This is a genomic window from Brevundimonas subvibrioides ATCC 15264 (assembly GCF_000144605.1).
GTDB lineage: Bacteria > Pseudomonadota > Alphaproteobacteria > Caulobacterales > Caulobacteraceae > Brevundimonas > Brevundimonas subvibrioides.
In genome coordinates this window covers 1,560,238-1,583,981 of sequence record NC_014375.1, presented here as the reverse complement: position 1 = coordinate 1,583,981, position 23,744 = coordinate 1,560,238, and the positions used below count along the sequence as shown (strand labels likewise).

Below are 23,744 nucleotides of genomic sequence, written 5' to 3'. Positions count from 1 at the left end.
AGCCAAACAAAACGGAGCGAACGCCATGGCCATCCCCGTCTCCCTGCAGAAGGGTCTGAAACTGCCGGTCATCGAGGCCCCGATGTTCCTGGTCTCGGGACCGGACCTCGTGGTGGAATGCTGCAACAACGGCATCATCGGCACCTTCCCGTCGCTGAATGCCCGCACGACCGAGGGCTATCGGGAGTGGCTGGTCGAGATCAAATCCCGTCTGAACCCCGATGCGGCGGCCTTCGGCGTCAACCACATCGTCCACCCGACCAATCCCCGGCTGATGGCGGACATGATGGTCTCGGTCGAGCATCAGGTGCCGCTGATCATCACCTCGCTGGGGGCCGTGCGCGACGTCGTCGACGCGGTCCACGGCTATGGCGGCGTCGTCTTCCACGACATCGCCAATGTCCGCCATGCCCGCAAGGCGGCCGAGAGCGGCGTCGACGGCCTGATCCTGGTCGCCAACGGCGCGGGCGGCCACGCCGGCATCATCAACCCCTTCGCCCTGGTCAACGAGGTGCGCGAGTTCTTCAAGGGCACCATCATCCTGTCCGGCTGTCTGTCGAACGGACAGGACGTGGCGGCGGCGCTGATGCTGGGGGCCGACTTCGCCTATATGGGCACCCGCTTCATCAACACGACCGAGGCCATCGCGCCGGACGCCTACAAGGACATGATCATCGAGTCCGGCGCGACCGACATCGTCCACACCCCGGCCGTGTCCGGCATCCCGGCCAACTTCATGATCAAGTCGCTGGAGGCCAACGGCATCGACCCCAAACACCTGCCCGAGCACAAGCTGGACATGGGCGACGAGGCCAAGGCCTGGAAGACGGTCTGGTCCGCGGGCCAGGGCGCGGGGGCTGTTCACGATGTGGTTCCTGCGGCGGAACTGATCGGGCGTTTGCGGGCTGAGTACGCCGATGCAACAGCCCAGTTCACCAACAAGGTCGGCGTCGCCTAGACTGGAGCGCATGACCCGCTCCCGTCTCGCCGCGCTCGCCCCCGCCCTGATCCTTGTGGCCTTCGGTCCCGCCGAGGCCCTCGCCCAGGACCGCGACAACGCCCGCTGGAGCCCCGACCGGGCCTCCCACTGGTCGTTCGAGACGGGGGCCGGGACCGACAACCGCTCCAAGGGGGCCTCCAAGACCGACGGCGATCCCTATGTCTTCGGCGAGGTCCAGTGGAACGCCGCCAGCGGCTTCTATGCCGACGCCGAGTTCGAGACCATCGATTCCTCCGGCTCCCGGGTCGAGACGGAACTGGAGGCCGGGTGGCAGTTCGCGGCCGTCGGCCTCGAGTTCGACACCTCCGTCTCGCGCAAATGGCGGGTCGGGGCGGATCCGGGGCAGGACGACGACGCCTGGGAATACCAGTTCGACGTGATGCGCGAATTCGGTCCCGTCGACACCCGTCTGCGGGTCGAGCATTCGCCCGACGGCCTGGGGTCGACGGGCACCACGACCTGGGTCGAGACCCGCCTGCGCTGGCCCGTGACCGAGGGCCTGCAGGCCAGCGCCACCCTCGGCCGGCGCGAGCAGGACGGGGCCCCGGACTACACCGGCTGGAACGCCGGGGTGACCTATGAACTGACCGGCACGACCGACCTCGACCTGCGCTGGCATGGCACCGACGCCGAAGACGAGGGCCGCCAGTACGAGGACGCGCTCGTCGCGTCCGTCCTGATCGCCTTCTAGGATTCAGCGGGTGCGACACGTGCGGCCCCTCGCCGCGCGGCCGTTCGCGGCGCATCCGGAACGGCGGTCTCGTCGTTACTGGGCCGGTCGCCACGAGGCGGCTCTCACAGGAGACCTCCCATGAAGCTCACCTTCCTCGCCGGTGCCGTATCGGCCGCCGCTCTGCTGGCCGCTGCTCCGGCCGCCTTCGCCGATCACCATGGCGGCGCGCACAGCCAGACCGTCACCGTCGGCGGCGCGCCGATGTACGCCAACAAGACCATCGTCGAGAACGCCGTGAACTCGCCGATCCACACGACGCTGGTCGCCGCGGTCACCGCCGCCGGCCTGGTCGAGACCCTGTCGGGCCCCGGCCCCTTCACCGTCTTCGCGCCGACCGACGAAGCCTTCGCCGCCCTGCCCGCCGGCACGGTCGAGACCCTGGTCCGTCCCGAGAACAAGGCGACCCTCACCAAGATCCTGACCTATCACGTCGTCGCCGGCCGCGTGACCGCCGCCGACGTCATCGGCCTGATCGAACAGGGCGGCGGATCGGCCGCGATCACCACCGTCTCGGGCGACACCCTGACCGCCAGCCTGGACGGCTCGACCGTCGTCCTGACCGACGAGAAGGGCGGCACCGCCCGCGTGACCCAGGCCGACGTGCTGCAGTCGAACGGCGTGATCCACGTCACCGACGCGGTCTCCATCCCGGAGTAGTCACCGACCGTTTGCGGAGGGGGTTCGCCCCCTCCGTCTTCGCTTACCCCAGCGCCTGATCCAGATCCCCGATCAGGTCGTCGATGTCCTCGACGCCGACCGACAGCCGGATCAGATTGTCCGTCACCCCGCCCGCCTCGCGCACCTCCCTGGGGACGGAGGCGTGGGTCATGATCGCCGGATGATTGACCAGGCTCTCCACGCCCCCAAGCGACTCCGCCAGCGTGAACACCTGCACCCGCTCCAGCACCTGTTTCGTCCGCGACAGGTCGCCGTCGAGGATCACCGTGACCATGCCGCCGTAGCGACCGTTCATCTGGTGGGTCGCCAGCTCGTGCTGCGGATGACTGATCAGGCCAGGATAGATGACCCTGGTCACGCCCTTGCGCTCCTCCAGCCAGCGCGCGACCGCCAGGGCGTTTTCGTTGTGCGCCTTCATCCGCAGGCCCAGCGTCTTCAGACCCCGGTTGGCCAGGAAGGCGTCGAACGGCCCCATCACCCCGCCGACCGAGTTCTGCAGGAACTTGATCTCCTTGGCGATCTCGGCGCTCCCGGCCACCAGGACGCCGCCGATGATGTCGGAGTGGCCGTTCAGGTATTTGGTCGCCGAATGCATGACGATGTCGGCCCCGAGCGACAGCGGCCGCTGGCTCCAGGGCGTGGCGAAGGTGTTGTCGACCACCAGCAGCAGCCCGTGCGCCTTGGCGACCTTCGACAGGGCCGCGATGTCGGCCAGCTTCATCAGCGGATTGGTCGGGGTCTCGACCCACAGCATCTTCGTCTTCGGCGTGATCGCCGCCTCGACCACCGCCGGATCGCTCAGGTCCACATAGGCGAAGTCCAGCCCCATCGACCGCCGACGCACGCGCTCGAACAGCCGCCAGGACCCGCCGTACAGGTCGTCGCCGGTGACGATATGCGATCCGGCGTCCAGCAGCTCCAGCGCCGTCGAGGTCGCCGCCATGCCGGAGGCGAAGCCGAAGCCCTGAACGCCGCCTTCGAGGTCGGCGATACAGGCCTCGAACGCCTCGCGCGTCGGGTTCTTGCCGCGGGCGTACTCATAGCCCTTGTTCACCCCCGGGCTTTCCTGGGCATAGGTCGAGGTGGCGTAGATCGGCGTCATCACCGCCCCGGTGGTCGGGTCCGGCCGCTGCCCGGCATGGATGGCGCGGGTCGAGAACCCCTGGCTGTTCTTCAAGTCGGCCATGGTCCTACCGGTTCAGGCTGAGGTGGTTGATCAGGTCGACGCGGGCGATCAGGCCGACGAACGTCTCGCCATCCAGCACGATCGCCACCCGGTCGCGGTCGAACAGGGGGATCAGCGAGTCCAGAGGCTCGGTCACCTGCACCGTGTCCAGATCGCGCGTCATGGCCGAGGAGACCGGCTTGGCAAAGCGCTCGCGTCGCGTGATCTCGTCGGTGTTCATGATGTGGACGATGTCGCTCTCGTCCAGGATACCGACCAGCCGGCCCTCCTGGATGATTGGCAGCTGGGACACGTCGGCCCCGCGCATGCGCTTGAACGCCGTGTCCAGGGTGTCGTCCGGCCCGGCCGTGACCACGTCGCCCTTCTCGTATTTGCGGCTGATCAGGTCGGACAGGTCACCCTGGATCACCCGCTCGCCCAGCCCTTGGTCGGCCAGCCAGGCGTCGTTGTAGACCTTGGACAGATATTTCGCCCCGGTGTCGCAGACGAAGGTCACGCAGCGCTTCGGCTCGGTCTGCTCGCGGCACCAGCGCAGGGCCGCCGCGATCAGCGTGCCCGACGACGACCCGGCCAGGATGCCCTCCTTCAGCAGCAGCTCGCGCACCGTCGCCACGGCCTCGGCGTCCGGGATGGAATAGGCCTTGTCGATCAGGCTCATGTCCGCCGTATCCGGGACGAAGTTCTGCCCGATGCCCTCGACGGTATAGCTGCCCTCCGGACCCGGGACGCCTTCGTTGACGATACCGGCCAGCACCGACCCGACCGGATCGGCCAGGACGATCTCGGCGTTCGAGCCCTGGCTCTTCAGATACTGGGCCACGCCGGTGATCGTTCCGCCCGAGCCGATGCCGGCGACATAGGCGTCGATGTCGTGACCCATCTGCTCCCAGATCTCGGGGCCCGTCGTCTTCACATGTGCTTCGGAGTTCGCATGGTTGTTGAATTGGTTGACGAAGAACCCGCCCGGGATCTGCTGCGCCAGCCGCTCGGCCATGTCGGTGTAATACTCGGGATGCCCGTGCGCGACGTCGGACCGCGTCAGCCGGACATCCGCCCCCATCGCCCGCAGGTGCTGGATTTTTTCCTTGGACATCTTGTCCGGGATGACCAGCAGCACCTTATAGCCCTTGGCCTGACCTACGAGAGTAAGCGCCAGGCCCGTGTTGCCGGCCGTCGCCTCGACGATCGTGCCGCCGGGTTTCAGATACCCCTCAGCCTCCGCTGCCGCGATCATCGACAGGGCGATACGGTCCTTGATCGAGCCCCCCGGGTTCTGGGCCTCCAGCTTCAGGAAAAGACGGCACGGCCCCGTGTCGATCCGCGTCACCTCCACCATCGGCGTCTTGCCGATCAGGTCCAGCAGCGAACCGGTCGGCGCGCTCAGGGTCGGGTGTTCGGCGAGGGACGAGGAAGACATTCAGACAGACTCCGGAACGGAAAGGCGCGGCGGAAGCTGATCGCCCGACCTCATCCGGTCAAGCGGCGCAACATTTCGCCCTTTTACGCGAAGCGCCCTACATAGGAACTCAATGACCAAACACCCAAGAAAACCCGCCGCCGGATTGCCGGACGAGGCCACCCTGCTGGCCTTCCTGCGTGACGCCGGATCGGCGGAAAAGGGCGATATCGCCCGCCACTTCGGCCTCAAGGGCGAGGACCGTCGCGCCCTGCGCGAAATGATCCGCGGCCTCGAAGCCGCCGGCAAACTCGGCAAGCGCGGCCGCAAGGGTTTCTCCGAAGCCGGTGCCCTGCCCCCCGTCGGCGTCGCCGATGTGGTCGAGAAGGACAACGACGGCGAGCTCTACGTCCGCATGGTCGAGGCCTCGGCCGATGCGCCCAACGCCCTGCTGATCCCCGACAAGGGAACGCCGGGCCCCGCCCCCGGCCTGGGTGACCGCGTTCTCGCCAAGTTCGAGCTCGGCCCGAACGGCTGGGAAGCCCGGCTGATCAAGAAGCTCGACACGAACAACAACCGCGTCCTCGGCGTCATCCGGAAATCCAACAAGGAGACGCGGGTCGAGCCCGTCGACCGGCGCTCCAAGGACGTCCTGATCGTGCCCGCGGTGCAGGCGACGGACCTGCGCGACGGCGACCTGGTGCTGGCTGCCATCGAGAAGTCCGACCAGCGCTATGGCCACAAGCGGGGCAAGATCCTCGAGACCGTCGGCCGCGAGGACGATCCCCGCGCCGCCTCCCTGATCGCCATCCACACCCACGGCGTGCCCATGGGCTTCTCGGAGGCCGTGGAGCAGGAGGCCGAGAACCAGGACCTGCCGACGCTGAAGGGCCGCGACGACCTGCGCGACATCCCCTTCGTCACCATCGACCCCGCCGACGCCCGCGACCACGACGACGCCGTCTACGCCCAGCGCGACGAGGATCCGAAGAACGAGGACGGCTGGATCGTCTGGGTCGCCATCGCCGACGTCGCCGCCTATGTCCGCCCCAACACCAGCCTGGACCGCGAGGCGCGGGCCAAGGGCAACTCCACCTATTTCCCCGACCGCGTCGAGCCGATGCTGCCCGAGCGGCTGTCGAACGGCCTGTGCAGCCTGAAGGAAGGCGAGAACCGCGCGACCCTGGCCGTCCGCATGGTCTTCGACAGCGACGGACGAAAACTGGGCCACAAATTCCACCGTGGCCTGATGCGCAGCCACGCCAAGCTCAGCTACGAACAGGCGCAGGCCGCGATCGACGGCGTCGAGACCGGCGGGGGCACCGACGACACGACCGGCCCGATCCTGGACGCGATCCTGCGGCCGCTGTGGAACGCCTACCACACCATGCTGAAGGGCCGGCTGAAGCGCGCCCCCCTGCAGATCGACTCGGCCGAACGGCGCATCCGGATGTCGCCCGACGGCGGCATCGCCTCGATCGAGAAGCGTGTCAGCCTGGAGGCCCACCGCCTGATCGAGGAGATGATGGTCCAGGCCAACGTCTGCGCCGCCGAGACCCTTGAGGCCAAGCGGACCCCCCTGATCTTCCGCGTCCACGACACCCCCAGCCAGGAGAAAGTCTTCAATCTGGCCGACTTCCTGTCGACCCTCGGCAAGCCGTGGAACAAGGGCGAGGCTCCGACCACCAAGCGGTTCAACAAGCTGCTGGACGAGACCCGCGACGGCCCCCACGCCGAGGTCGTCAACGAGGTCGTCCTGCGCTCCCAGATGCAGGCCATCTACAGCCCCGAGAACGTCGGCCATTTCGGCCTGAACCTGGATCGCTACGCCCACTTCACCTCGCCGATCCGGCGCTATTCCGACCTGATCGTGCACCGGGGCCTGATCCGGGCGCTGAACCTGGGCAGCGACGGCCTGACCGACCGCGAGATCGCCGAACTGCCCGCCATCGCCGACCAGGTGACCCAGACCGAGCGGCGGTCGATGGCCGCCGAGCGCGATGCCATGGACCGCTACATCGCCGCCTTCCTCGAAGACCGGGTCGGCGCGACCTTCACCGGCCGCATCACCGGCGTGACCCGCTTCGGCCTGTTCGTCCGGCTGGACGAGACGGGCGCCGACGGCCTCGTGCCCGTCTCGTCGCTGGGCAGCGAGTACTTCACCCACGACGACCGCGCCCACGCCCTCGTCGGCGAACGCTCGGGCCAGCGCTACACCCTGGGTCGTCCCGTCGAGATCAAGCTCAGAGAGGCCACCCCCATCACCGGCGGCCTGCTGTTCGAGATGCTGTCGGACCCCGAGCCGCGCGACCCCAACGCCCCCGCCCCGCGCCTCGGGATGCGCGGCCGCGGTCCAGGCACCGGCGGCAACGGCCCGCCCAAGCGCGGCATCGGCCGTCCCGGCGGTCCCAAACCTCCGCGCGGCGGCACGCCCAAGGGCGTCCGGAAGGGCAAGCGGCGCTAGGCCCCGGTCCCCTCGGCCAATCGGTCGCCCTGTCAGGACCACCCCGGTCTGATATGACCGGCCAAGGCTTCAATGGAGTGATCGTCATGCCCCGTCTGGTTCCGGCTCTGTCCGCCGTCGCGGCCCTTGCCGTCTCCGCCTGTGGCGACGTCGATGTCGGGGCGGCCGGGCGCAACGCCGCCATGGCCGCACTGGAGGCAAGCCATCCCGAGATCGTGCAGGGCGTGGAGGCCGCCCGGCTGCTCAAACTGGCGGCCGCGACCTGCGGCTGGGAAGACGTCGACGCCACGCGCCTGGCCCAGACGGCGGTGGCCGGCATCGAGGAGCCCCCGCTCCGCGCCGCCGCGTCGAGCCTGGTCGAGGACCTGATCGTCGCCCCCGCCGCAACCCCCGCTGCCGGGGCGACGACGACCGCCAGCGACTGCTCGCCCGAAGTCCGGCAGGCCCTCGAGGCCCGCATCGCGGCCATCGGGCAAGGCAACGGCGAGGCGGAAGCGGAGGCCGAGGCCGAGGCGGGCTGATCGCCCGAGGCGCAGCCCGGGTCCTTCCTGCCACCGGTCGCGGCGATGGACGGGCCGTCAGCCCCCCGCCAGCCGTCGCGCCAACGCCGCCTGTTCGCACGGCACCTCGCCGCTCAGCCACACCTGCAGCATAGCCAGCTGGCCGGCGGCGGTCGCGGCCGCCGTCATGGCCGGCGGAATGCCGCCCGGCGTCTGCCCGCCCAGCCGCGCCTCGATCATCCCCGCCAGTTTCCGCTGCAGCTTGGCCGCCAGTGGCGGCTCGAACATCACCCGCGCCAGCGCCCGGCGCTCCCACAGGTGGTCCACCACGAACCGCAGCCGAGGCAGGCTGGCCCTGCCCGCCCCGGCCTCGGCCAGGGGCGCGAAGATCGGATCGATGGCCCAGACCATCACGTCATCCTTGTTGCGGAAATGCTCGTAGAAGGTCGAACGCCCGACGCCCGCTTCCTCGATCAGGTCCGACGTCCGCATGGCGCTGTAGCGGCGCGCGAAGATCAGGCGCGTGAAGGCGTCGAACACCGCCTTGCGGGTCCGCTGGCTGCGCCGGTCCAGATCCTCGACGGCCTCGGTCATTTCCGCACCCTAGACGATCGCCCGCCGGGGTTCAGCCCGAACCCTCGCCCCCGTTCCGGACATTCCCGGTCATTCGTCCGCTACCGGACTTCGGCCGACGTCGTCTGTCGCCCGGCGCGCGGACCCCGGGCACACAGGGCCTCTGAAACGGGGACCACCATGACCGACCAGACCCGCGCCGACGGCGTTCTCATCGTAGCGGCGACGGCATTCGCCCTGGTCCTGATGCTGCACCATCCGACGTCGTTCGACACCACGCATGAGGATGGCCTTCTGCTCAGCGACTGGTCGAACGGCTTCGTCCACGCCGCCATGATCGGCTGTCTGCTCGCGCTCGCCGTCGGTCTGGAGGGCGTCAGGCGACGTCTCGGCGGCACCCGCCTGTTGACCCGCGCCGGGGCGGTCCTGCTCTGGGCCGGCTTCCTGGCCCTGGCCGGAGCGGCCCTCGTCAACGGTTTCGCGACCGGCCGGCTGATGGCGTCCACGTCCGACCCCGTGATCCGCGAGGCCGGCGGCCGCGCCTTCTGGGCCCTGAACCAGAGCCTCACCGCTCTCGGCACGATGCTCGTCGCGCTCGGGGCCGCCGCCTGGTCCCCGGGCCTGTGGCGTCTCTCCCTTGCAGGTCGCGTGGCGGCGGGTCTGGGGGTCGCCCTCGCCGCCCTGTCGCTCTGGCACACCACGACCGACGGCGGTTTCGGCCTCCACGTCGCAGTCGCGGCCACGGCGGCCTTCGCCCTCTGGTCTCTGTCCACCGCGGCGACCATGATCCTCGCTCGCCCACAGGAAGGCCCATGACAGAACGCCATCACGCCGCCGCCATCGTCCCCGCCCGCGACCTCGAGGCCAGCACCGCCTTCTATCGTCGCCTCGGCTTCGAAGTCGTCAGCGACCATGGCGACTATCGTCTGCTCGACGACGGCCGGGGCTGGCGCATCCACCTGCGGTCCACGCCCGGCTGGCCGCGCCGTGTCGAGGACAATCCCCTGGGCCTCTACCTCTATGTGGAGGACGTCGACGCCGTCGCCGACCGGGTGCGCGACCTGATCATCGAACCCCAGGGTCCGCATGCCCGCATCTGGGGAACCTATGAGTTCGCGGTCAGCGACCCGTCCGGGGCGCTGGTCCGCATCGGCCGCGTGCTGGACTGACGGCGCATCCGCCACTCTTTCCTTGCCCTCGCCCGCGTGGCATCGCTCGGACATGCCGTCCGCTCACCAGCCTTTCGACGCTGCCCAGGATCTGGCGGACGCCCCGCGCGCGCCCGGCCCCCGGCAACGTCCGAAGGATGCCGCGACCCTGATCCTGGTCCGCTCCGGCCGGCACCCCCAGGTCCTGATGGGCCGGCGCGCGCCGGGCCACGTCTTCATGGCGTCGAAATGGGTCTTTCCCGGCGGGCGGATCGACCGCTCTGACTTCTCCGCCGCCTCGGCCACCGAGCCCTCCGCCGCCACCCGGGCCCGTCTGGAGACCGAACTGGCACCCCATCGCGCCCGCGCCCTGTGCCTGACGGCGGTACGTGAGACGTTCGAGGAGACCGGGCTGATCCTCGGCCGCCCGGCCCCGCCCGCCTCCGTCGCCGGGCCGTGGCGCGAGTTCCGGGCCGCCGGGGCCCTGGCCGACCTCGCCGCCCTGGACTATGTCGCGCGCGCCATCACGCCGCCGGGCCGGACGCGGCGGTTCGATGCCCGGTTCTTCATGGCCGATGCCGCAGCCCTGCTGGCCCCCGAACCCACGGCCGGATCGGGCGAGCTGGACGAGATCGCCTGGCTCCCGCTCGAGGCCGCCCGCGCCCTCGACCTGCCCTCCATCACCCGCTTCGTCCTCACCGAGGTGGCCGAGCGGCTGACCCACAAGGGGCGTCCCATCCCGTTCGTGCGCATGGTGCGCGGCACCCATCAGGTGACCCATGACTGAGACCCTGACCCTGCGCCTGACGATCGCCGACCCTGTCGCCGGTCTCCACTACAGCCTTCAGGATGCGAAGAGCCTGCCGGTCGACATCCGCATCGCGACCGACGCACCCCTGTCGTTCGACGTGCCCGTGACGCTGCGCCCCGACGGCCGGCTTGGCGGCCCCTTCGTGCGCCGCGAGGGCCCTGTCCGGCGCTTCATCTATCTCGCCATCGCCGGCCAGGCGGGCCAGACGGATGCGATCGGCCGGCACATCAGCCGCCGCGCCAAGATCGACGTGCACGAGATTGCCGCCGACCTCCTCAGGCCCGGCGCGGTGATCGAGGCCACGCTGCCCGGGCGCGGCAAGGACGGCCTGCCCGCCTGCGCGACGGTGCGCCCGCTGGACCCGTGGCAGACCGTCGGCTGAAAATGGTCATCCCGGAAGCCGCAAAGCGCCTGTCCGCGATGCCCTGATCCCGCCACGGTCGCCGGTCAACCTCTGCGGGATTGGGTGGGGGAATAGGTGGTCGACGCCAGTGTGAGTCTCGTGCCGCGCCGTCCGTCCTTCGGGTCGGTCGAACGCCGCCGCGCCGCGCTGATGGCCGCCTCCGTCCTGGTTCACGTCGCCATCCTGACGCCTCTGGCCCTGCGGTTCTTCGAGCCGCCGGCCGCCCCGACGGTCGCCTTCGACGAAATGCCCGTCTTCATCCAGATGGAGCCGCGCCCCCTCCTCCGCGGAGAGGTCGCCCGCGTCGCCGCGCCGGCGTCGGCGCGCACCGAGGCCACGCCGACCGTAGGCGAGGTCCCCGCCAGCCGGTCGATCGCGCCGCCGGTTCCCGGTCAGGCCGAAGCCTCGCCCGCGCCCCTGTCCCCGCGAATCGCCGCCGAAGCCCCCGCCGACGCCGCCCCGTCGTCGGTCGATCCGTGGCAGGTCACGCCCGAGACGATGCGGGCCGCCGTCGCCCGATCCATGCGCCTGGGGGCCGCCGGCTGTCGCGCCATGGACGGCCGGCTCAACCCGTCCGAGCAACGGCTGTGCGACGACCGCTTCAACGAGGCCGCCGGCCGCGCCGGACCGCTGGGCCCCCGCACCCTGACGCCGTCGGAAGCACGGCGCGAGGCCCAGTTCGCACGCGACGGAGCGGCCGCCCTGGCGCTGCACGATTCCCTGCGCGGCGGCCGCGCCGGTTCCGGTATCGTCGGGGCCAGCCCGGACTGTCCCGGCGGCAACCTGCGCGGGTCCTGCGCCGGGGCGCTTCTGCGACCGGGGTTCGAGATGACCGACGACCGCCTGCGCAACAACCGCAAGATGGAGTAATCCGGCCCGCCGCCCTCAGACGGCCCAGCCGTGCTCCGTGCAGAAGGCGTCGTGAGCGGCGGCCCCGAGATCGACCATCGCGTTCATCGCCATGAGGTAGGTCATCGCGCCCAGGGCGAGGAGGGTGACGGCCCACAGCACGCTGTCGGCGCTGCCGTGTTTCCTGTTGGCTTTAGTCATTCCCGCCTCTCGTCCTGCGAAGGATGCAGGGGGTCCCTGACCACGTCAACGGCAATCCGCAACCCCAGGCTGCAGCCCTTGAAGGGCGCTGACCCATGAAAAAGGGCGGCTCCGTCGCCGGAACCGCCCTCATTCGTCTTCAGCTGTGAAGAGCGATCACTCGCTCTCGGCCAGCTCCAGTTGCAGCTCGGCCGGCAGGGGCTCGATCGCGGCTTCGCGGGTCGAGGTCAGCTCGGCGTCGCGGGCATTGGCGACCTTCTGCAGGCTGCGGAGGTAGGCCCCCGTGCCCGCCGGGATCAGGCGGCCGACGATGACGTTCTCCTTCAGGCCTTCCAGCGTGTCCTTCTTGCCGTTGACCGACGCGTCGGTGAGGACGCGGGTGGTCTCCTGGAAGGACGCCGCCGAGATGAAGCTGCGGGTCTGCAGCGACGCCTTGGTGATGCCGAGCAGGACGGGCTGCGTCGTGGCCGGACGGCCGCCACGCTTCTCGACCTTCTCGTTCTCCAGGACCGCCTCGGCCACCTCGACCGTGTCGCCACGGATCAGGGTGGTCTCACCCGAGTCGATGATCTCGACCTTCTGCAGCATCTGGCGAACGATCACCTCGATGTGCTTGTCGTTGATCGGCACGCCCTGCAGTCGATAGACCTCCTGCACTTCGTTCACCAGATACTCGGCCAGCGCCTCGACGCCCTGGATGCGCAGCAGATCGTGCGGATCGGGGTTGCCGTCGATGATGTAGTCGCCCTTCTGGATCAGATCGCCGTCGTGGACGGAGATGTGCTTGCCCTTGGGGATCAGGAACTCGACCGCTTCGGGCTGTTCGCCGTCCGCGTTCAGCTCCGGCGTGATCTTGATCCGGCGCTTGTTCTTGTAGTCGCGACCGAATTCGACCCGGCCGTCCATCTCGGCGATGACCGCGCAATCCTTGGGACGACGGGCCTCGAACAGCTCGGCCACCCGCGGCAGACCGCCGGTGATGTCGCGCGTCTTGGCACCCTCGGTCGGGATACGGGCCAGGATCTCGCCGGGCTTGACCTCGTCGCCGTTGGCGACCGACAGGATGGCCCCCACCGGCAGCAGGTACCGGGCGTCGGAGCCCGAGGCCAGCTTGGTGTAGGCGTCGCCCGCCGTGATTCCCATGGCCGGACGCAGGTCCGAACCGCGGGGCGAGGCACGCCAGTCGATGACGACGCGCTGGGCGATGCCCGTCGCTTCGTCGGTCTCCTCGCGGAACGACAGGCCCTCGGTCAGATCCTCGAAGCGGACGGTGCCGCCGACTTCGGTGATGATCGGGGTGGTGTAGGGGTCCCACTCGGCCAGGCGTTGGTTCTTCTTGACCTCTTCGCCTTCCTTGACGCGCAGACGGCCGCCGTACGGGATCTTGTACGACTCGCGGTCCTTGCCATCGACCATGACGGTGACGACGACGTTGCGGCTCATCGACACCAGGTCGCCCTGGGTGCCGGTGACGGTCGGTCCGACGATCTTGATGATCCCGGCGTTGGTCGCCTCGTAGAACGAGGTTTCCGCCACCTGGGCCGTGCCGCCGATGTGGAAGGTCCGCATCGTCAGCTGGGTGCCCGGCTCGCCGATCGATTGCGCCGCGATGACGCCGACCGCTTCGCCGATGTTGACGTTGGTGCCGCGGGCCAAGTCACGGCCGTAGCACATGCCGCAGATGCCGGCTTCGGCCTCGCAGGTCAGGGCCGAGCGGACCTTCACCGACTGGACGCCCTCGCGGTCGATGACCTCGACCACGTCCTCCACCAGATAGGTGTCGGCCGGGAACAGCACGGTGTCGGTGCCCGGGGCCTTGATGTCCTCGGCGTTGTAGCGACCCAGGACGCGTTGCCCCAGCGAGACCAGGACGTCGCCGCCCTCGACCACGGCGCGCAGGGTGATGCCCCGCGTGGAACCGCAGTCTTCCTCGGTGACGATCGAGTCCTGCGCCACGTCCACCAGACGGCGGGTCAGGTAACCCGAGTTGGCGGTCTTCAGCGCGGTGTCGGCCAGACCCTTACGGGCCCCGTGGGTCGAGTTGAAGTATTCGAGGACGGTCAGGCCTTCCTTGAAGTTCGACACGATCGGGGTCTCGATGATCTCGCCGGACGGCTTGGCCATCAGGCCGCGCATCCCGCCGAGCTGCTTCATCTGGGCCTGCGATCCGCGGGCACCGGAGTTGGCCATCATGTAGACCGAGTTGATTTCGGCCGTACGACCCGAGGCCAGGACGCGCGGCTGCGCGATCTCGCCCATCATCTCGTCGGCGACCCGGTCCGTGGCCTTGGCCCAGGCGTCGACGACCTTGTTGTACTTCTCGCCCTTAGTGATCAGGCCGTCGGCGTACTGCTGCTCGTATTCCTCGACCAGCGTGCGGGTGGCGGCGACGATCTCGACCTTCTTGGCCGGGATCACGATGTCGTCCTTGCCGAACGAGATGCCGGCGCGCGCGGCTTCCTTGAAGCCCAGCCCCATCATCTGGTCGGCGAAGATCACCGTCGCCTTCTGACCGCAGTGGCGATAGACCACGTCGATCAGGTTGCCGATTTCCTTCTTCGTCAGGTTCTTCTCGAGCAGGCGGTAGCCGACGTTCGGGTTCTTGGGCAGCAGGGCGCCCAGCTTCATCCGGCCCGGCGTCGTGTCGATCACCTTGGTGATCTCGTTGCCGTCCTTGTCTTCCTCGGTCCAGCGCGCCTTGATGCGGGTGTGCAGGGTTACGACACCGGCGTCGAGCGCCGCGTCGATCTCGCCGACGTTGGCGAACAGCTTGCCTTCACCGGGCTCACCGTCCTTGACCAGCGACAGGTAGTACAGGCCCAGGACGATGTCCTGCGACGGCACGATGATCGGCTTGCCGTTGGCGGGCGACAGGATGTTGTTGGTCGACATCATCAGGACGCGCGCTTCCAGCTGGGCCTCGAGGCTCAGCGGGACGTGCACGGCCATCTGGTCGCCGTCGAAGTCGGCGTTGAACGCGGCGCAGACCAGCGGGTGCAGCTGGATGGCCTTGCCTTCGATCAGCTTGGGCTCGAACGCCTGGATGCCCAGACGGTGGAGCGTCGGCGCGCGGTTCAGCATGACCGGGTGCTCGCGGATCACCTCTTCGAGGATGTCCCACACCTGGGGCTGTTCGCGCTCGACCATGCGCTTGGACTGTTTGACGGTGCCCGACAGGCCCTTGGCGTCCAGACGCGCATAGATGAACGGCTTGAACAGCTCGAGCGCCATCTTCTTGGGCAGGCCGCACTCGTGCAGCTTGAGGTCGGGACCGACCACGATGACCGAACGGCCCGAATAGTCGACGCGCTTGCCCAGAAGGTTCTGGCGGAAGCGGCCCTGCTTGCCCTTCAGCATGTCGGCCAGCGACTTCAGCGGACGCTTGTTGGCGCCCGTGATGACGCGACCGCGACGGCCGTTGTCGAACAGGGCGTCGACCGATTCCTGCAGCATCCGCTTTTCGTTGCGGATGATGATGTCGGGCGCGCGCAGTTCCATCAGCCGCTTCAGGCGGTTGTTGCGGTTGATCACGCGGCGGTACAGGTCGTTCAGGTCGGAGGTCGCGAAACGACCGCCGTCCAGCGGCACCAGCGGACGCAGTTCCGGCGGGATGACCGGCACGACCGTCAGGATCATCCACTCGGGCTTGTTGCCGGATTCGAGGAAGGCCTCGATCAGCTTCAGGCGCTTGGAGGCCTTCTTGGCTTTCACTTCCGACGGGCTGTCGGCCAGTTCGCCGCGGTGGCGTTCGGCCTCCGAGTGCAGGTCGATGCCCATCAGCAGGTTGCGCACGGCCTCGGCGCCAATCTCGGCCGTGAAGCCGTCATCGCCGAACTCGTCTTGGTAGCGATAGAACTCGTCTTCCGTCAGCAGCTGGTTCTGCTTCAGCGGGGTCAGGCCCGGCTCGGTGACGATGTAGTTCTCGAAGTAGAGCACCCGCTCCACGTCCTTCAGCGCCATGTCGAGCATCAGCGAGATGCGCGACGGCAGGGACTTCAGGAACCAGATGTGGGCGACGGGGGACGCCAGTTCGATGTGGCCCATCCGCTCGCGCCGGACGCGGGCCAGGGTGACCTCCACGCCGCACTTCTCGCAGATGATGCCCTTGTATTTCATGCGCTTGTACTTGCCGCACAGGCATTCGTAATCCTTGGTCGGGCCAAAGATACGCGCGCAGAACAGGCCGTCACGCTCGGGCTTGAACGTGCGGTAGTTGATCGTCTCGGGCTTCTTGATCTCGCCGAAGGACCACGAGCGGATCTTTTCGGGGGACGCGAGGGCGATCTTGATCTGGTCGAAGGTCGGGGTGACCGGGACCGCGTTGAAGATGTTCAGGACTTCCTGGTTCATCTTGATTCCTTCTGCGGCGGGGGCCGCGTAAAATTCGAAAGATGGAGAGGGCGGAGGGACCGTCCCTCCCCGCTTGCGCGAGGAGGGATCATTCGGTCGGTCAGCTGTTCTCCAGCTCCACGTTCAGACCCAGCGAGCGCATTTCCTTGATGAGAACGTTGAAGCTCTCGGGAATGCCCGCCTCGAAGCTGTCGTCGCCGCGCACGATGGCCTCGTAGACCTTCGTCCGTCCGGCCACGTCGTCGGACTTCACGGTCAGCATCTCCTGCAGGGTGTAGGCGGCGCCGTAGGCTTCCAGAGCCCAGACCTCCATCTCCCCGAAGCGCTGTCCGCCGAACTGCGCCTTGCCGCCCAGCGGTTGCTGGGTGACGAGCGAGTACGGTCCGATCGAACGGGCGTGGATCTTGTCGTCGACCAGGTGGTGCAGCTTCAGCATGTAGATGTAGCCGACCGTGACCGGGCGCTTGAACTGCTCGCCGGTCGTGCCGTCATAGACGATCGACTGACCCGAACGCTCCAGACCGGCCTTCTCCAGCAGGTCCTCGATGTCCGAGATGTGCGCGCCGTCGAACACCGGGGTGGCGAACGGAACGCCCTTGGAAAGGTTCTGCGCCAGCTCGACCAGCTCGTGCTCGTCCTGCGGCAGAGGGGTGTCCTCGCCGTAGATGCCGGTCAGGTGATCGATCAGCGCCTGCTTCTGGCCACCGCCCTGCCAGGCTTCCAGCAGACCCTGGATCTGCTTGCCCAGTCCGGCCGAGGCCCAACCCAGGTGGGTTTCGAAGATCTGGCCGATGTTCATGCGCGAAGGCACGCCCAGCGGGTTCAGAACGACGTCGACCGAGGTCCCGTCTTCCAGGTGCGGCATGTCCTCGATCGGCAGGATCTTGGAGATGACGCCCTTGTTGCCGTGACGACCGGCCATCTTGTCCCCGGGCTGAAGCTTGCGCTTCACGGCCACGAACACCTTGACCATCTTCATCACGCCGGGGGGCAGTTCGTCGCCGCGCTGCAGCTTCTCGACCTTGTCCTCGAAGCGACGGTCGAGCGCCTTGCGGGCGTCCTCGAACGACTTCTTCATCTGCTCCAGCTCGCCCATCGCCTTCTCGTCGTCGAGGGCGATCTGCCACCACAGGCCGCGCGACAGCTCGCCCAGCTTGGCGTCCGTCACTTCACCGCGACCCAGGCCCTTGGGACCCGAGACGGCGTTCTTGCCCAGCAGCAGGGGCTTCAGGCGGCCGTAGGTGTTGCGCTCCAGGATCGCGAGTTCGTCGTCGCGGTCCTTGCCCAGGCGTTCGATCTCGTCGCGTTCGATCGACATGGCGCGTTCGTCCTTGTCGACGCCGTGGCGGTTGAACACGCGCACGTCGACGATCGTGCCGGCCACGCCGGGCGGCAGGCGCAGCGAGGTGTCGCGGACGTCCGAAGCCTTCTCGCCGAAGATGGCCCGCAGCAGCTTCTCTTCGGGGGTCATCGGGCTTTCGCCCTTGGGCGTGACCTTGCCGCACAGGATGTCGCCCGGCTGGACCTCGGCGCCGATGGCCACGATGCCCGCCTCGTCGAGGTTGCGCAGGGCTTCCTCGCCGACGTTGGGGATGTCGCGGGTGATTTCCTCAGGCCCAAGCTTCGTATCGCGGGCCATGACCTCGAACTCCTCGAGGTGGATCGAGGTGAAGACGTCGTCGCGCACGATGCGCTCGGAGATCAGGATCGAGTCCTCGAAGTTGTAGCCGTTCCACGGCATGAAGGCGACGAGCGCGTTCCGGCCCAGGGCCAGTTCGCCCAGGTCCGTCGACGGGCCGTCGGCGATCACGTCGCCGGTCTTCACTTCATCGCCCACGCGCACGATCGGGCGCTGGTTGATGCAGGTCGACTGGTTGGAGCGCTGGAACTTCGACAGGCGGTAGATGTCGACGCCCGAACGGCCGGCGTCCAGGTCGCCGGTGGCGCGGACCACGATCCGCGTGCCGTCGATCTGTTCGACCACGCCGTCACGACGGGCGACCACGACGGCCCCAGAGTCACGGGCGACGACCGCTTCCATGCCGGTGCCGACCAGCGGCGCGTCCGACTGCACCAGAGGCACGGCCTGACGCTGCATGTTCGCGCCCATCAGGGCCCGGTTGGCGTCGTCGTTTTCCAGGAAGGGGATCAGGGCCGCGGCGACCGAGACGACCTGTTTCGGCGACACGTCCATCATGTCGACGTCGGCGCGGATCAGCAGCTGCGAGTCGCCGTTGATCCGGCCCGGGACCAGTTCGTCGACGATCATGCCGTCCTTGAGGGCGATGTTCGCCTGGGCGATCGTGTATTTCGACTCCTCCATGGCCGAGATGTAGACCACCTCGTCTAGGGCCTTGCCGTCCTTCACGCGCCGGTACGGGCTCTCGATGAAGCCGTATTTGTTGACCCGGGCGTGGGTCGCCAGCGAGTTGATCAGGCCGATGTTCGGGCCTTCCGGCGTTTCGATCGGGCAGATGCGGCCGTAGTGGGTCGGGTGCACGTCGCGGACTTCGAAGCCCGCGCGCTCGCGCGTCAGACCGCCCGGTCCAAGCGCCGACAGGCGCCGCTTGTGGGTGATCTCGGACAGCGGGTTCGTCTGGTCCATGAACTGCGACAGCTGCGACGAGCCGAAGAATTCACGCACCGAGGCCGCGGCCGGCTTCGCGTTGATCAGGTCGTGCGGCATCACCGTGTCGATATCGACCGACGACATGCGCTCCTTGATGGCGCGCTCCATGCGCAGCAGACCGACGCGGTACTGGTTTTCCAGCAGCTCGCCGACCGAACGGACCCGGCGGTTGCCCAGGTTGTCGATGTCGTCGATCTCGCCGCGGCCGTCCTTCAGGCCGACGAGAATCTGCAGCACCTTCAGCACGTCGTCCTTCTGCAGGACGCGGATTTCGTCGGACACTTCCGGCGTTTCCAGACGCATGTTCATCTTGACCCGGCCGACGGCCGACAGGTCGTAACGCTCGCCGTCGAAGAACAGCGAGTTGAACATGGCTTCGGCGGCTTCCGGGGTCGGGGGCTCGCCGGGGCGCATCACGCGATAGATGTCGAACAGCGCGTCCTCGCGGCCCGTCGACTTGTCGACCCGCAGGGTGTTGCGCATGTAGGCGCCGACCGTGACGTGGTCGATGTCCAGCACGTCGATGGTGGTGAAGCCGCGCTCTTCCAGCAGTTCGATGGTCGGCGCGTCCAGCTCGTCGCCGGCTTCGGCATAGATCTCGCCGGTCTCGTAGTTGACGGCGTCGGCGGCCAGGTAGCGGGTCACCAGGGCGTCGGCCGCGAGCGACAGCGACTTGGTGGTGTCACCCAGCTTCTTGGCGGCGCGAGCGCTGATCTTCTGGCCGGCCTGGGCGACGATCTCGCCGGTGTCGGCATCGACCAGATCGAACTCGGGCTTCACGCCCCTCCAGCGTTCGGCCTTGTAGGGGGTGACCCAGCCGTCGCCGCGCTTCTCGTACGGCACGGTCTCGTAGAAGGTGCGCAGGATCTCTTCGCCGTCCATGCCCAGGGCCATCAGGAAGGTCGAGGCGGGCAGCTTGCGGCGACGGTCGATGCGGACGAACACGATGTCCTTGGCGTCGAACTCGAAGTCCAGCCACGAGCCGCGGTACGGGATCACCCGCGCGGCGAACAGCAGCTTGCCCGAGGAGTGGGTCTTGCCCTTGTCGTGGTCGAAGAAGACGCCCGGCGACCGGTGCATCTGCGAGACGATCACCCGCTCGGTGCCGTTGACGATGAAGGTCCCCTTGTCCGTCATCAGGGGGATGTCCCCCATGTAGACGTCCTGCTCCTTGATGTCCTTGACCGAGCGCGCGCCCGTTTCCTCGTCCGCCTCGAACACGATCAGGCGCAGCTTGACCTTCAGCGGCGCGGCATAGGTCATGTCGCGCTGGATGCATTCCTCGACGTCGTACTTGGGGTCCTCGAATTCGTAGGACACGTATTCCAGCACGGCGCGTTCGTTGAAGTCCTTGATCGGGAAGACCGACTTGAACACGGCCTCGATGCCCTGTTCCTTGCGGACGCCCGGACGGACCTCGCGCTGCAGGAACTGCTCGTAGGATTCGCGCTGAACCTCGATCAGGTTCGGCATCTGCACCGCCTCGGGGATGCGGCCGAACGATTTGCGGATGCGCTTCTTGCCGGTGAAGGTCGTGGCCGATGCGATCTGACCATTGATGGTGAGACCGTTCAGGACGTCAGTCATTCTGTTTTCCCATGTCGCGCGCCGGGGGAGACGCGCGTGAAATGCAGCGGCACAGGGCACCGTTCGGTGTCCCGTGACAGTCGGTTTCGGCCTCCACCCTCGACGCGCTTTCGCGCATCAGGAGGCCTGAAATCTGGTAAGCTCCCTGGGTAAGGAGCCACGCCTTCGCTCGGTCGGAGGGCGACGGACCGGGCCTCGGCGCTTTCGCGCGGAATCATGGAGTGATTGCGGAACGCGCACATATACGCGCTTCGCGGGCGAAATAAAGGCCCGTCGCGCGATTTTCGGGAACCGGGCGAGCCTGAACCTTTCGTTGCAGCGGCGGCCGCACAGGTTCATCACGGCGGACACAGCGAAGTCACGGAGGACACGACGAGACCGAGTGGTCGTTAGGGTCGCCGTTCTCCTCTGGTGCCGAAACGATAGAAGGGCGGCGTCGCCGCCGATCCTCTCGTCGACGGGACATCGAGCCAGAAGGAAGGGATCGGCGCCGGCGCCTCAGTCTGGGTTTCGTCGTGTTCGCTGTGGCCCGTTGTGATCGCTGTGATGCACCTCTTTCTGGACATCCATACGCCAACTGAAGCGCCGCCTGGTCTAGGCCGGCAAGGCCCCTGCCCCGTCCGCCGCCTTGGCATCAGGGGTGAAGTCCCGCTCGAAATGCGCGATCCGGCTCTTGAGCCCGCCCACGCGACGCAGCGCCAGCGACGCGGCCCAGCGCGCCGCCAGTTCCGGCGTCGACATGCTGTCGGTGAAGCGCGGACGCCCGCCCCGGCTGCGGATCACGGCATTGGTGTAGATCGCACCATTGCGAAAGCGCGTCGGCCAGGTCTGGAAGTCCATCGACAGGCTGACGCAGAACTTGTCCAGGTTCTCGACACGGTGCGGCGCATACAGCGGCCAGGTCAGGGCCTCGCCGGGCTCAAGGTCCATCACCTGGGCATCGGCCTCGAAAGCCCGCGTATAGGGCAGTTCCTCGGTCGTCTGGCGCGCCACGACCTGCTCCATCGCCTGTTCGGGCAGATGCGCCTCGTCGCCCGGATAGATGAACAGCCGCTTGCGACCCCGCAGGTGGAACAGCACCACCCCGGCGGCGTCGAAATGATAGGGCACCCGGGCCACGGGCGACGAGATGATCAGCTGACCGGCATTGGTCACGGCTTTCATGCCGGGATAGGTCGCCTGGATCCTGGCGAATTCGCCCATCGCCGCGCGCCACAGGTCGGGGCAGCCCTGCTCCGCCTGCCTCAGATTGACCCACAGCCGCCCGGCCTGGATCGCCGCCAGCATCTGGTCGCCCGACAGGGTGCCGCGCGCGCCGGTCCTCAGCGAGACCTGACCTTCGTCGTCGTAGTCGTACAGGTTGATGTCGAACAGGTGGGCCGGATAGCGGTGCAGGATCTCGGCCAGGGCCTCGTCGGAGGCGAACCCCTGCTCGACCAGACCATGCGGATGCTTCTTCGCCTCGGCGATCGGGCCGGGATAGCGGGTGCGGCGGCCGGCGGTCGCCGCTTGTGTCTGGCTCATCGTCATCTCTTTCAGGCCGCGGCCTGCCGACCGGTCGCCTTGCGCACGGCGACGCCGGCGGCCGCGACCGCCCCCATGAAGCGGTTGGCGGGCGTGGTCTCGCAGGCCTCGATGGCGGCCCAGCGACGCCGCACGCTGGTGCGCAGCCGCTCGCCCCGTCCGCCGGACGCGCTGTCCAGCAGCCCGACCGCCACGTCCGACAGACTGGCTCGCAGACCGGGTTTCAGCACCACGGCCTCGCGCACGCTCTGGGTCGCATTGCAGAAATACTTCTTGTAGCCCTCGCCCCCGAACCCGAAGTCGAACACCCGGAACCCCGCCGCGCAGCCCAGCCGCATCGTGTCCATGGTCAGCAGGATGCCCGGCGAACACCGCGCCAGGGCGGGCTCGTAGGCCGGGAACCAGAAATGGTAGCGGTCGCCCGCGTGCAGCGAATATTCGATGGCCGTCAGCCGGTCGCCCGCCCACAGGGCCGCCATCGAGGCTCCGAAATCGGTCCGCGTCTCCGCCATCAGGGCGTGCAGCAGTTCGGCCGTCCAGCCGCACGCGAAGATGTCATGCCGCCCCGTTCGGGCGTACTGGTCGCGCTTCAGCCCGATCAGATGATCCAGCAGTTCCGGGTCGCGCAGGCCGTGCTCGACGCGGATCGGCCCCAGCTCGGCCTCCAGGCTGCGGCGGGCCCGCTCCTTGTCCTTGAAATACTTGCCCCAGGTCTGGCGGCGCTCGGCGTACCAGCCGTGATAGGAGGCCTCGCCCGCTTCGGGCACGACGGTCATCAGGGTCTCGCGCAGGCTCCCCGCCCCCGACGGTCCGACCCAGGCCGAGACGTTCAGGCGCGGCGCGCCCAGCAGTTCGGCCACCGCGGCCAGGGTCGGGGCCTCGCCCGGCATGGCGATGACGCCATGATAGTCGTTCATCGGCGCGCCCAGGGGCTGGATCGCCGATCCGCGGCGCTGATGCGGGAAGTATCCGACGGTCCGCCCGTCGCGGGTCAGGATCGCGACCGCCGCGTCCGGACTGATCCGCGATGCGATCTCGGTGAACTCCCACCGGAAATAGGGGCTGGCCAAATCGGGATTGGCGTCGGTCATCTGACGCCACAGGGCCACGTCGGCGACCGTCAGCTGGTCCGCCTTGACGACCTCGATCTGTAGCGTTCCGGCCATGCACGTCTCCTGGACGCCTGCGTCCGCAAGCGCCGTTCCACCGCATGTCCTATCCGATGCGCCGTTTCAGTACGGTTGAGCGGCGTGGTGAACGAAACCTTCGCCCCCGGGCCGGCGTTGCCATAGCCCACACGGAGCTTGACCATGACCGATCCGAACCGCCCGCCGCGCCAGACCGAGAACGAGAACCAGCGCCCCGCCGGCGACGGCAAGACCCCCCGCCCCGCCACCGAACCGCGCGGCTCCGAAGGCAGCAGCAACTCCGGCGAAACCGCGACGGACCCGGCCACGGGAAAGCCGAACGCGTAACCTCCTGCTCCCTCGCGGGAGACGCGTGACCTCTCCCTTCTCCCCTTGCGGGAGAAGGTGGCCGAGCGAAGCGAGGTCGGATGAGGGGTCACGCTGACGTTGAAGGCTCGCGTTGCGTCCGCTCACGCCGACCGCTGGTGTGACCCCTCATCCGTCAGCCTTCGGCTGCCACCTTCTCTCGCAAGGGGAGAAGGACCAAAGAAAAAGGCCCCCGGCTTTCGCCGGAGGCCTCGTTCA

Annotated in this window: 19 protein-coding genes; 11 read left to right on the top strand and 8 right to left on the bottom strand. The window is 68.1% G+C overall.

Annotated elements, in window-relative coordinates; all coding sequences use genetic code 11:
- Window positions 1-25 precede the first annotated feature (25 nt).
- The 3 genes from BRESU_RS07940 to BRESU_RS07930 all read left to right on the top strand — a co-directional run bounded on the left by BRESU_RS07940 (window position 26) and on the right by BRESU_RS07930 (window position 2,390).
- On the top strand, window positions 26-958 hold the full coding sequence (locus BRESU_RS07940) for an NAD(P)H-dependent flavin oxidoreductase (protein ID WP_013269023.1): 933 nt from the start codon (window positions 26-28) through the stop codon (window positions 956-958).
- 10 nt (window positions 959-968) lie between these two features.
- Window positions 969-1,691, top strand: a complete 723-nt coding sequence (locus BRESU_RS07935) for a TorF family putative porin (RefSeq protein ID WP_013269022.1) — start codon at window positions 969-971, stop codon at window positions 1,689-1,691.
- Window positions 1,692-1,811: 120 nt separating this feature from the next.
- Window positions 1,812-2,390, top strand: coding sequence for a fasciclin domain-containing protein (locus BRESU_RS07930; RefSeq protein WP_013269021.1), 579 nt, complete (start codon window positions 1,812-1,814; stop codon window positions 2,388-2,390).
- Between the two features lie 43 nt (window positions 2,391-2,433).
- Here BRESU_RS07930 and BRESU_RS07925 read toward each other — a convergent pair whose 3' ends face one another.
- Both BRESU_RS07925 and BRESU_RS07920 read right to left on the bottom strand, forming a co-directional pair.
- On the bottom strand, window positions 2,434-3,597 hold the full coding sequence (locus tag BRESU_RS07925) for a cystathionine gamma-synthase (RefSeq protein ID WP_013269020.1): 1,164 nt from the start codon (window positions 3,595-3,597) through the stop codon (window positions 2,434-2,436).
- A gap of 4 nt (window positions 3,598-3,601) precedes the next feature.
- Window positions 3,602-5,014 carry a pyridoxal-phosphate dependent enzyme gene (locus tag BRESU_RS07920; protein ID WP_013269019.1) on the bottom strand — a complete coding sequence of 471 codons (1,413 nt, stop codon included), beginning with the start codon at window positions 5,012-5,014 and terminating at the stop codon, window positions 3,602-3,604.
- Between the two features lie 112 nt (window positions 5,015-5,126).
- On the opposite strand from BRESU_RS07920, the gene rnr reads away from it, so the two are divergent.
- Both rnr and BRESU_RS07910 read left to right on the top strand, forming a co-directional pair.
- Window positions 5,127-7,457, top strand: coding sequence for a ribonuclease R (gene rnr, locus BRESU_RS07915; protein ID WP_013269018.1), 2,331 nt, complete (start codon window positions 5,127-5,129; stop codon window positions 7,455-7,457).
- Between the two features lie 86 nt (window positions 7,458-7,543).
- Window positions 7,544-7,978: a hypothetical protein gene (locus BRESU_RS07910; RefSeq protein ID WP_013269017.1), complete on the top strand. Its 435-nt coding sequence runs from the start codon at window positions 7,544-7,546 to the stop codon at window positions 7,976-7,978.
- Window positions 7,979-8,035: 57 nt separating this feature from the next.
- Here BRESU_RS07910 and BRESU_RS16890 read toward each other — a convergent pair whose 3' ends face one another.
- Window positions 8,036-8,551, bottom strand: a complete 516-nt coding sequence (locus BRESU_RS16890; protein ID WP_013269016.1) for a TetR/AcrR family transcriptional regulator — start codon at window positions 8,549-8,551, stop codon at window positions 8,036-8,038.
- Window positions 8,552-8,710: 159 nt separating this feature from the next.
- Here BRESU_RS16890 and BRESU_RS17380 point away from each other — a divergent pair, with 159 nt between their 5' ends.
- The 5 genes from BRESU_RS17380 to BRESU_RS07880 all read left to right on the top strand — a co-directional run bounded on the left by BRESU_RS17380 (window position 8,711) and on the right by BRESU_RS07880 (window position 11,762).
- On the top strand, window positions 8,711-9,346 hold the full coding sequence (locus BRESU_RS17380; RefSeq protein ID WP_013269015.1) for a hypothetical protein: 636 nt from the start codon (window positions 8,711-8,713) through the stop codon (window positions 9,344-9,346).
- Window positions 9,343-9,699, top strand: a complete 357-nt coding sequence (locus BRESU_RS07895) for a VOC family protein (protein WP_013269014.1) — start codon at window positions 9,343-9,345, stop codon at window positions 9,697-9,699. The genes BRESU_RS17380 and BRESU_RS07895 overlap by 4 nt, the downstream gene beginning before the upstream one ends.
- 52 nt (window positions 9,700-9,751) lie before the next feature.
- Window positions 9,752-10,465: an NUDIX hydrolase gene (locus BRESU_RS07890; protein ID WP_013269013.1), complete on the top strand. Its 714-nt coding sequence runs from the start codon at window positions 9,752-9,754 to the stop codon at window positions 10,463-10,465.
- A complete protein-coding gene (locus BRESU_RS07885; protein WP_013269012.1) occupies window positions 10,458-10,871 on the top strand; it encodes a DUF5990 family protein in 414 nt (137 codons plus the stop codon). The genes BRESU_RS07890 and BRESU_RS07885 overlap by 8 nt, the downstream gene beginning before the upstream one ends.
- A gap of 96 nt (window positions 10,872-10,967) precedes the next feature.
- Window positions 10,968-11,762: a hypothetical protein gene (locus BRESU_RS07880; RefSeq protein WP_013269011.1), complete on the top strand. Its 795-nt coding sequence runs from the start codon at window positions 10,968-10,970 to the stop codon at window positions 11,760-11,762.
- Window positions 11,763-11,777: 15 nt separating this feature from the next.
- Here the strand turns inward: BRESU_RS07880 and BRESU_RS17375 are convergent, their stop codons facing one another.
- The 5 genes from BRESU_RS17375 to BRESU_RS07860 all read right to left on the bottom strand — a co-directional run bounded on the left by BRESU_RS17375 (window position 11,778) and on the right by BRESU_RS07860 (window position 23,198).
- Window positions 11,778-11,942 (bottom strand): hypothetical protein, encoded by a 165-nt coding sequence (locus tag BRESU_RS17375; protein ID WP_013269010.1) that lies wholly within the window; start codon window positions 11,940-11,942, stop codon window positions 11,778-11,780.
- Window positions 11,943-12,098: 156 nt separating this feature from the next.
- Window positions 12,099-16,292 carry a DNA-directed RNA polymerase subunit beta' gene (gene rpoC, locus BRESU_RS07875; protein WP_013269009.1) on the bottom strand — a complete coding sequence of 1,398 codons (4,194 nt, stop codon included), beginning with the start codon at window positions 16,290-16,292 and terminating at the stop codon, window positions 12,099-12,101.
- Window positions 16,293-16,392: 100 nt separating this feature from the next.
- Entirely contained in the window at window positions 16,393-20,508 is a 4,116-nt protein-coding gene (gene rpoB, locus BRESU_RS07870; RefSeq protein ID WP_013269008.1) for a DNA-directed RNA polymerase subunit beta, read from the bottom strand.
- Window positions 20,509-21,102: 594 nt separating this feature from the next.
- Window positions 21,103-22,032: a cupin-like domain-containing protein gene (locus BRESU_RS07865; RefSeq protein ID WP_013269007.1), complete on the bottom strand. Its 930-nt coding sequence runs from the start codon at window positions 22,030-22,032 to the stop codon at window positions 21,103-21,105.
- 11 nt (window positions 22,033-22,043) lie between these two features.
- Window positions 22,044-23,198: a GNAT family N-acetyltransferase gene (locus BRESU_RS07860; protein ID WP_013269006.1), complete on the bottom strand. Its 1,155-nt coding sequence runs from the start codon at window positions 23,196-23,198 to the stop codon at window positions 22,044-22,046.
- A gap of 144 nt (window positions 23,199-23,342) precedes the next feature.
- On the opposite strand from BRESU_RS07860, the gene BRESU_RS17540 reads away from it, so the two are divergent.
- Window positions 23,343-23,507 carry a hypothetical protein gene (locus BRESU_RS17540; RefSeq protein ID WP_013269005.1) on the top strand — a complete coding sequence of 55 codons (165 nt, stop codon included), beginning with the start codon at window positions 23,343-23,345 and terminating at the stop codon, window positions 23,505-23,507.
- Window positions 23,508-23,744: the final 237 nt, after the last annotated feature.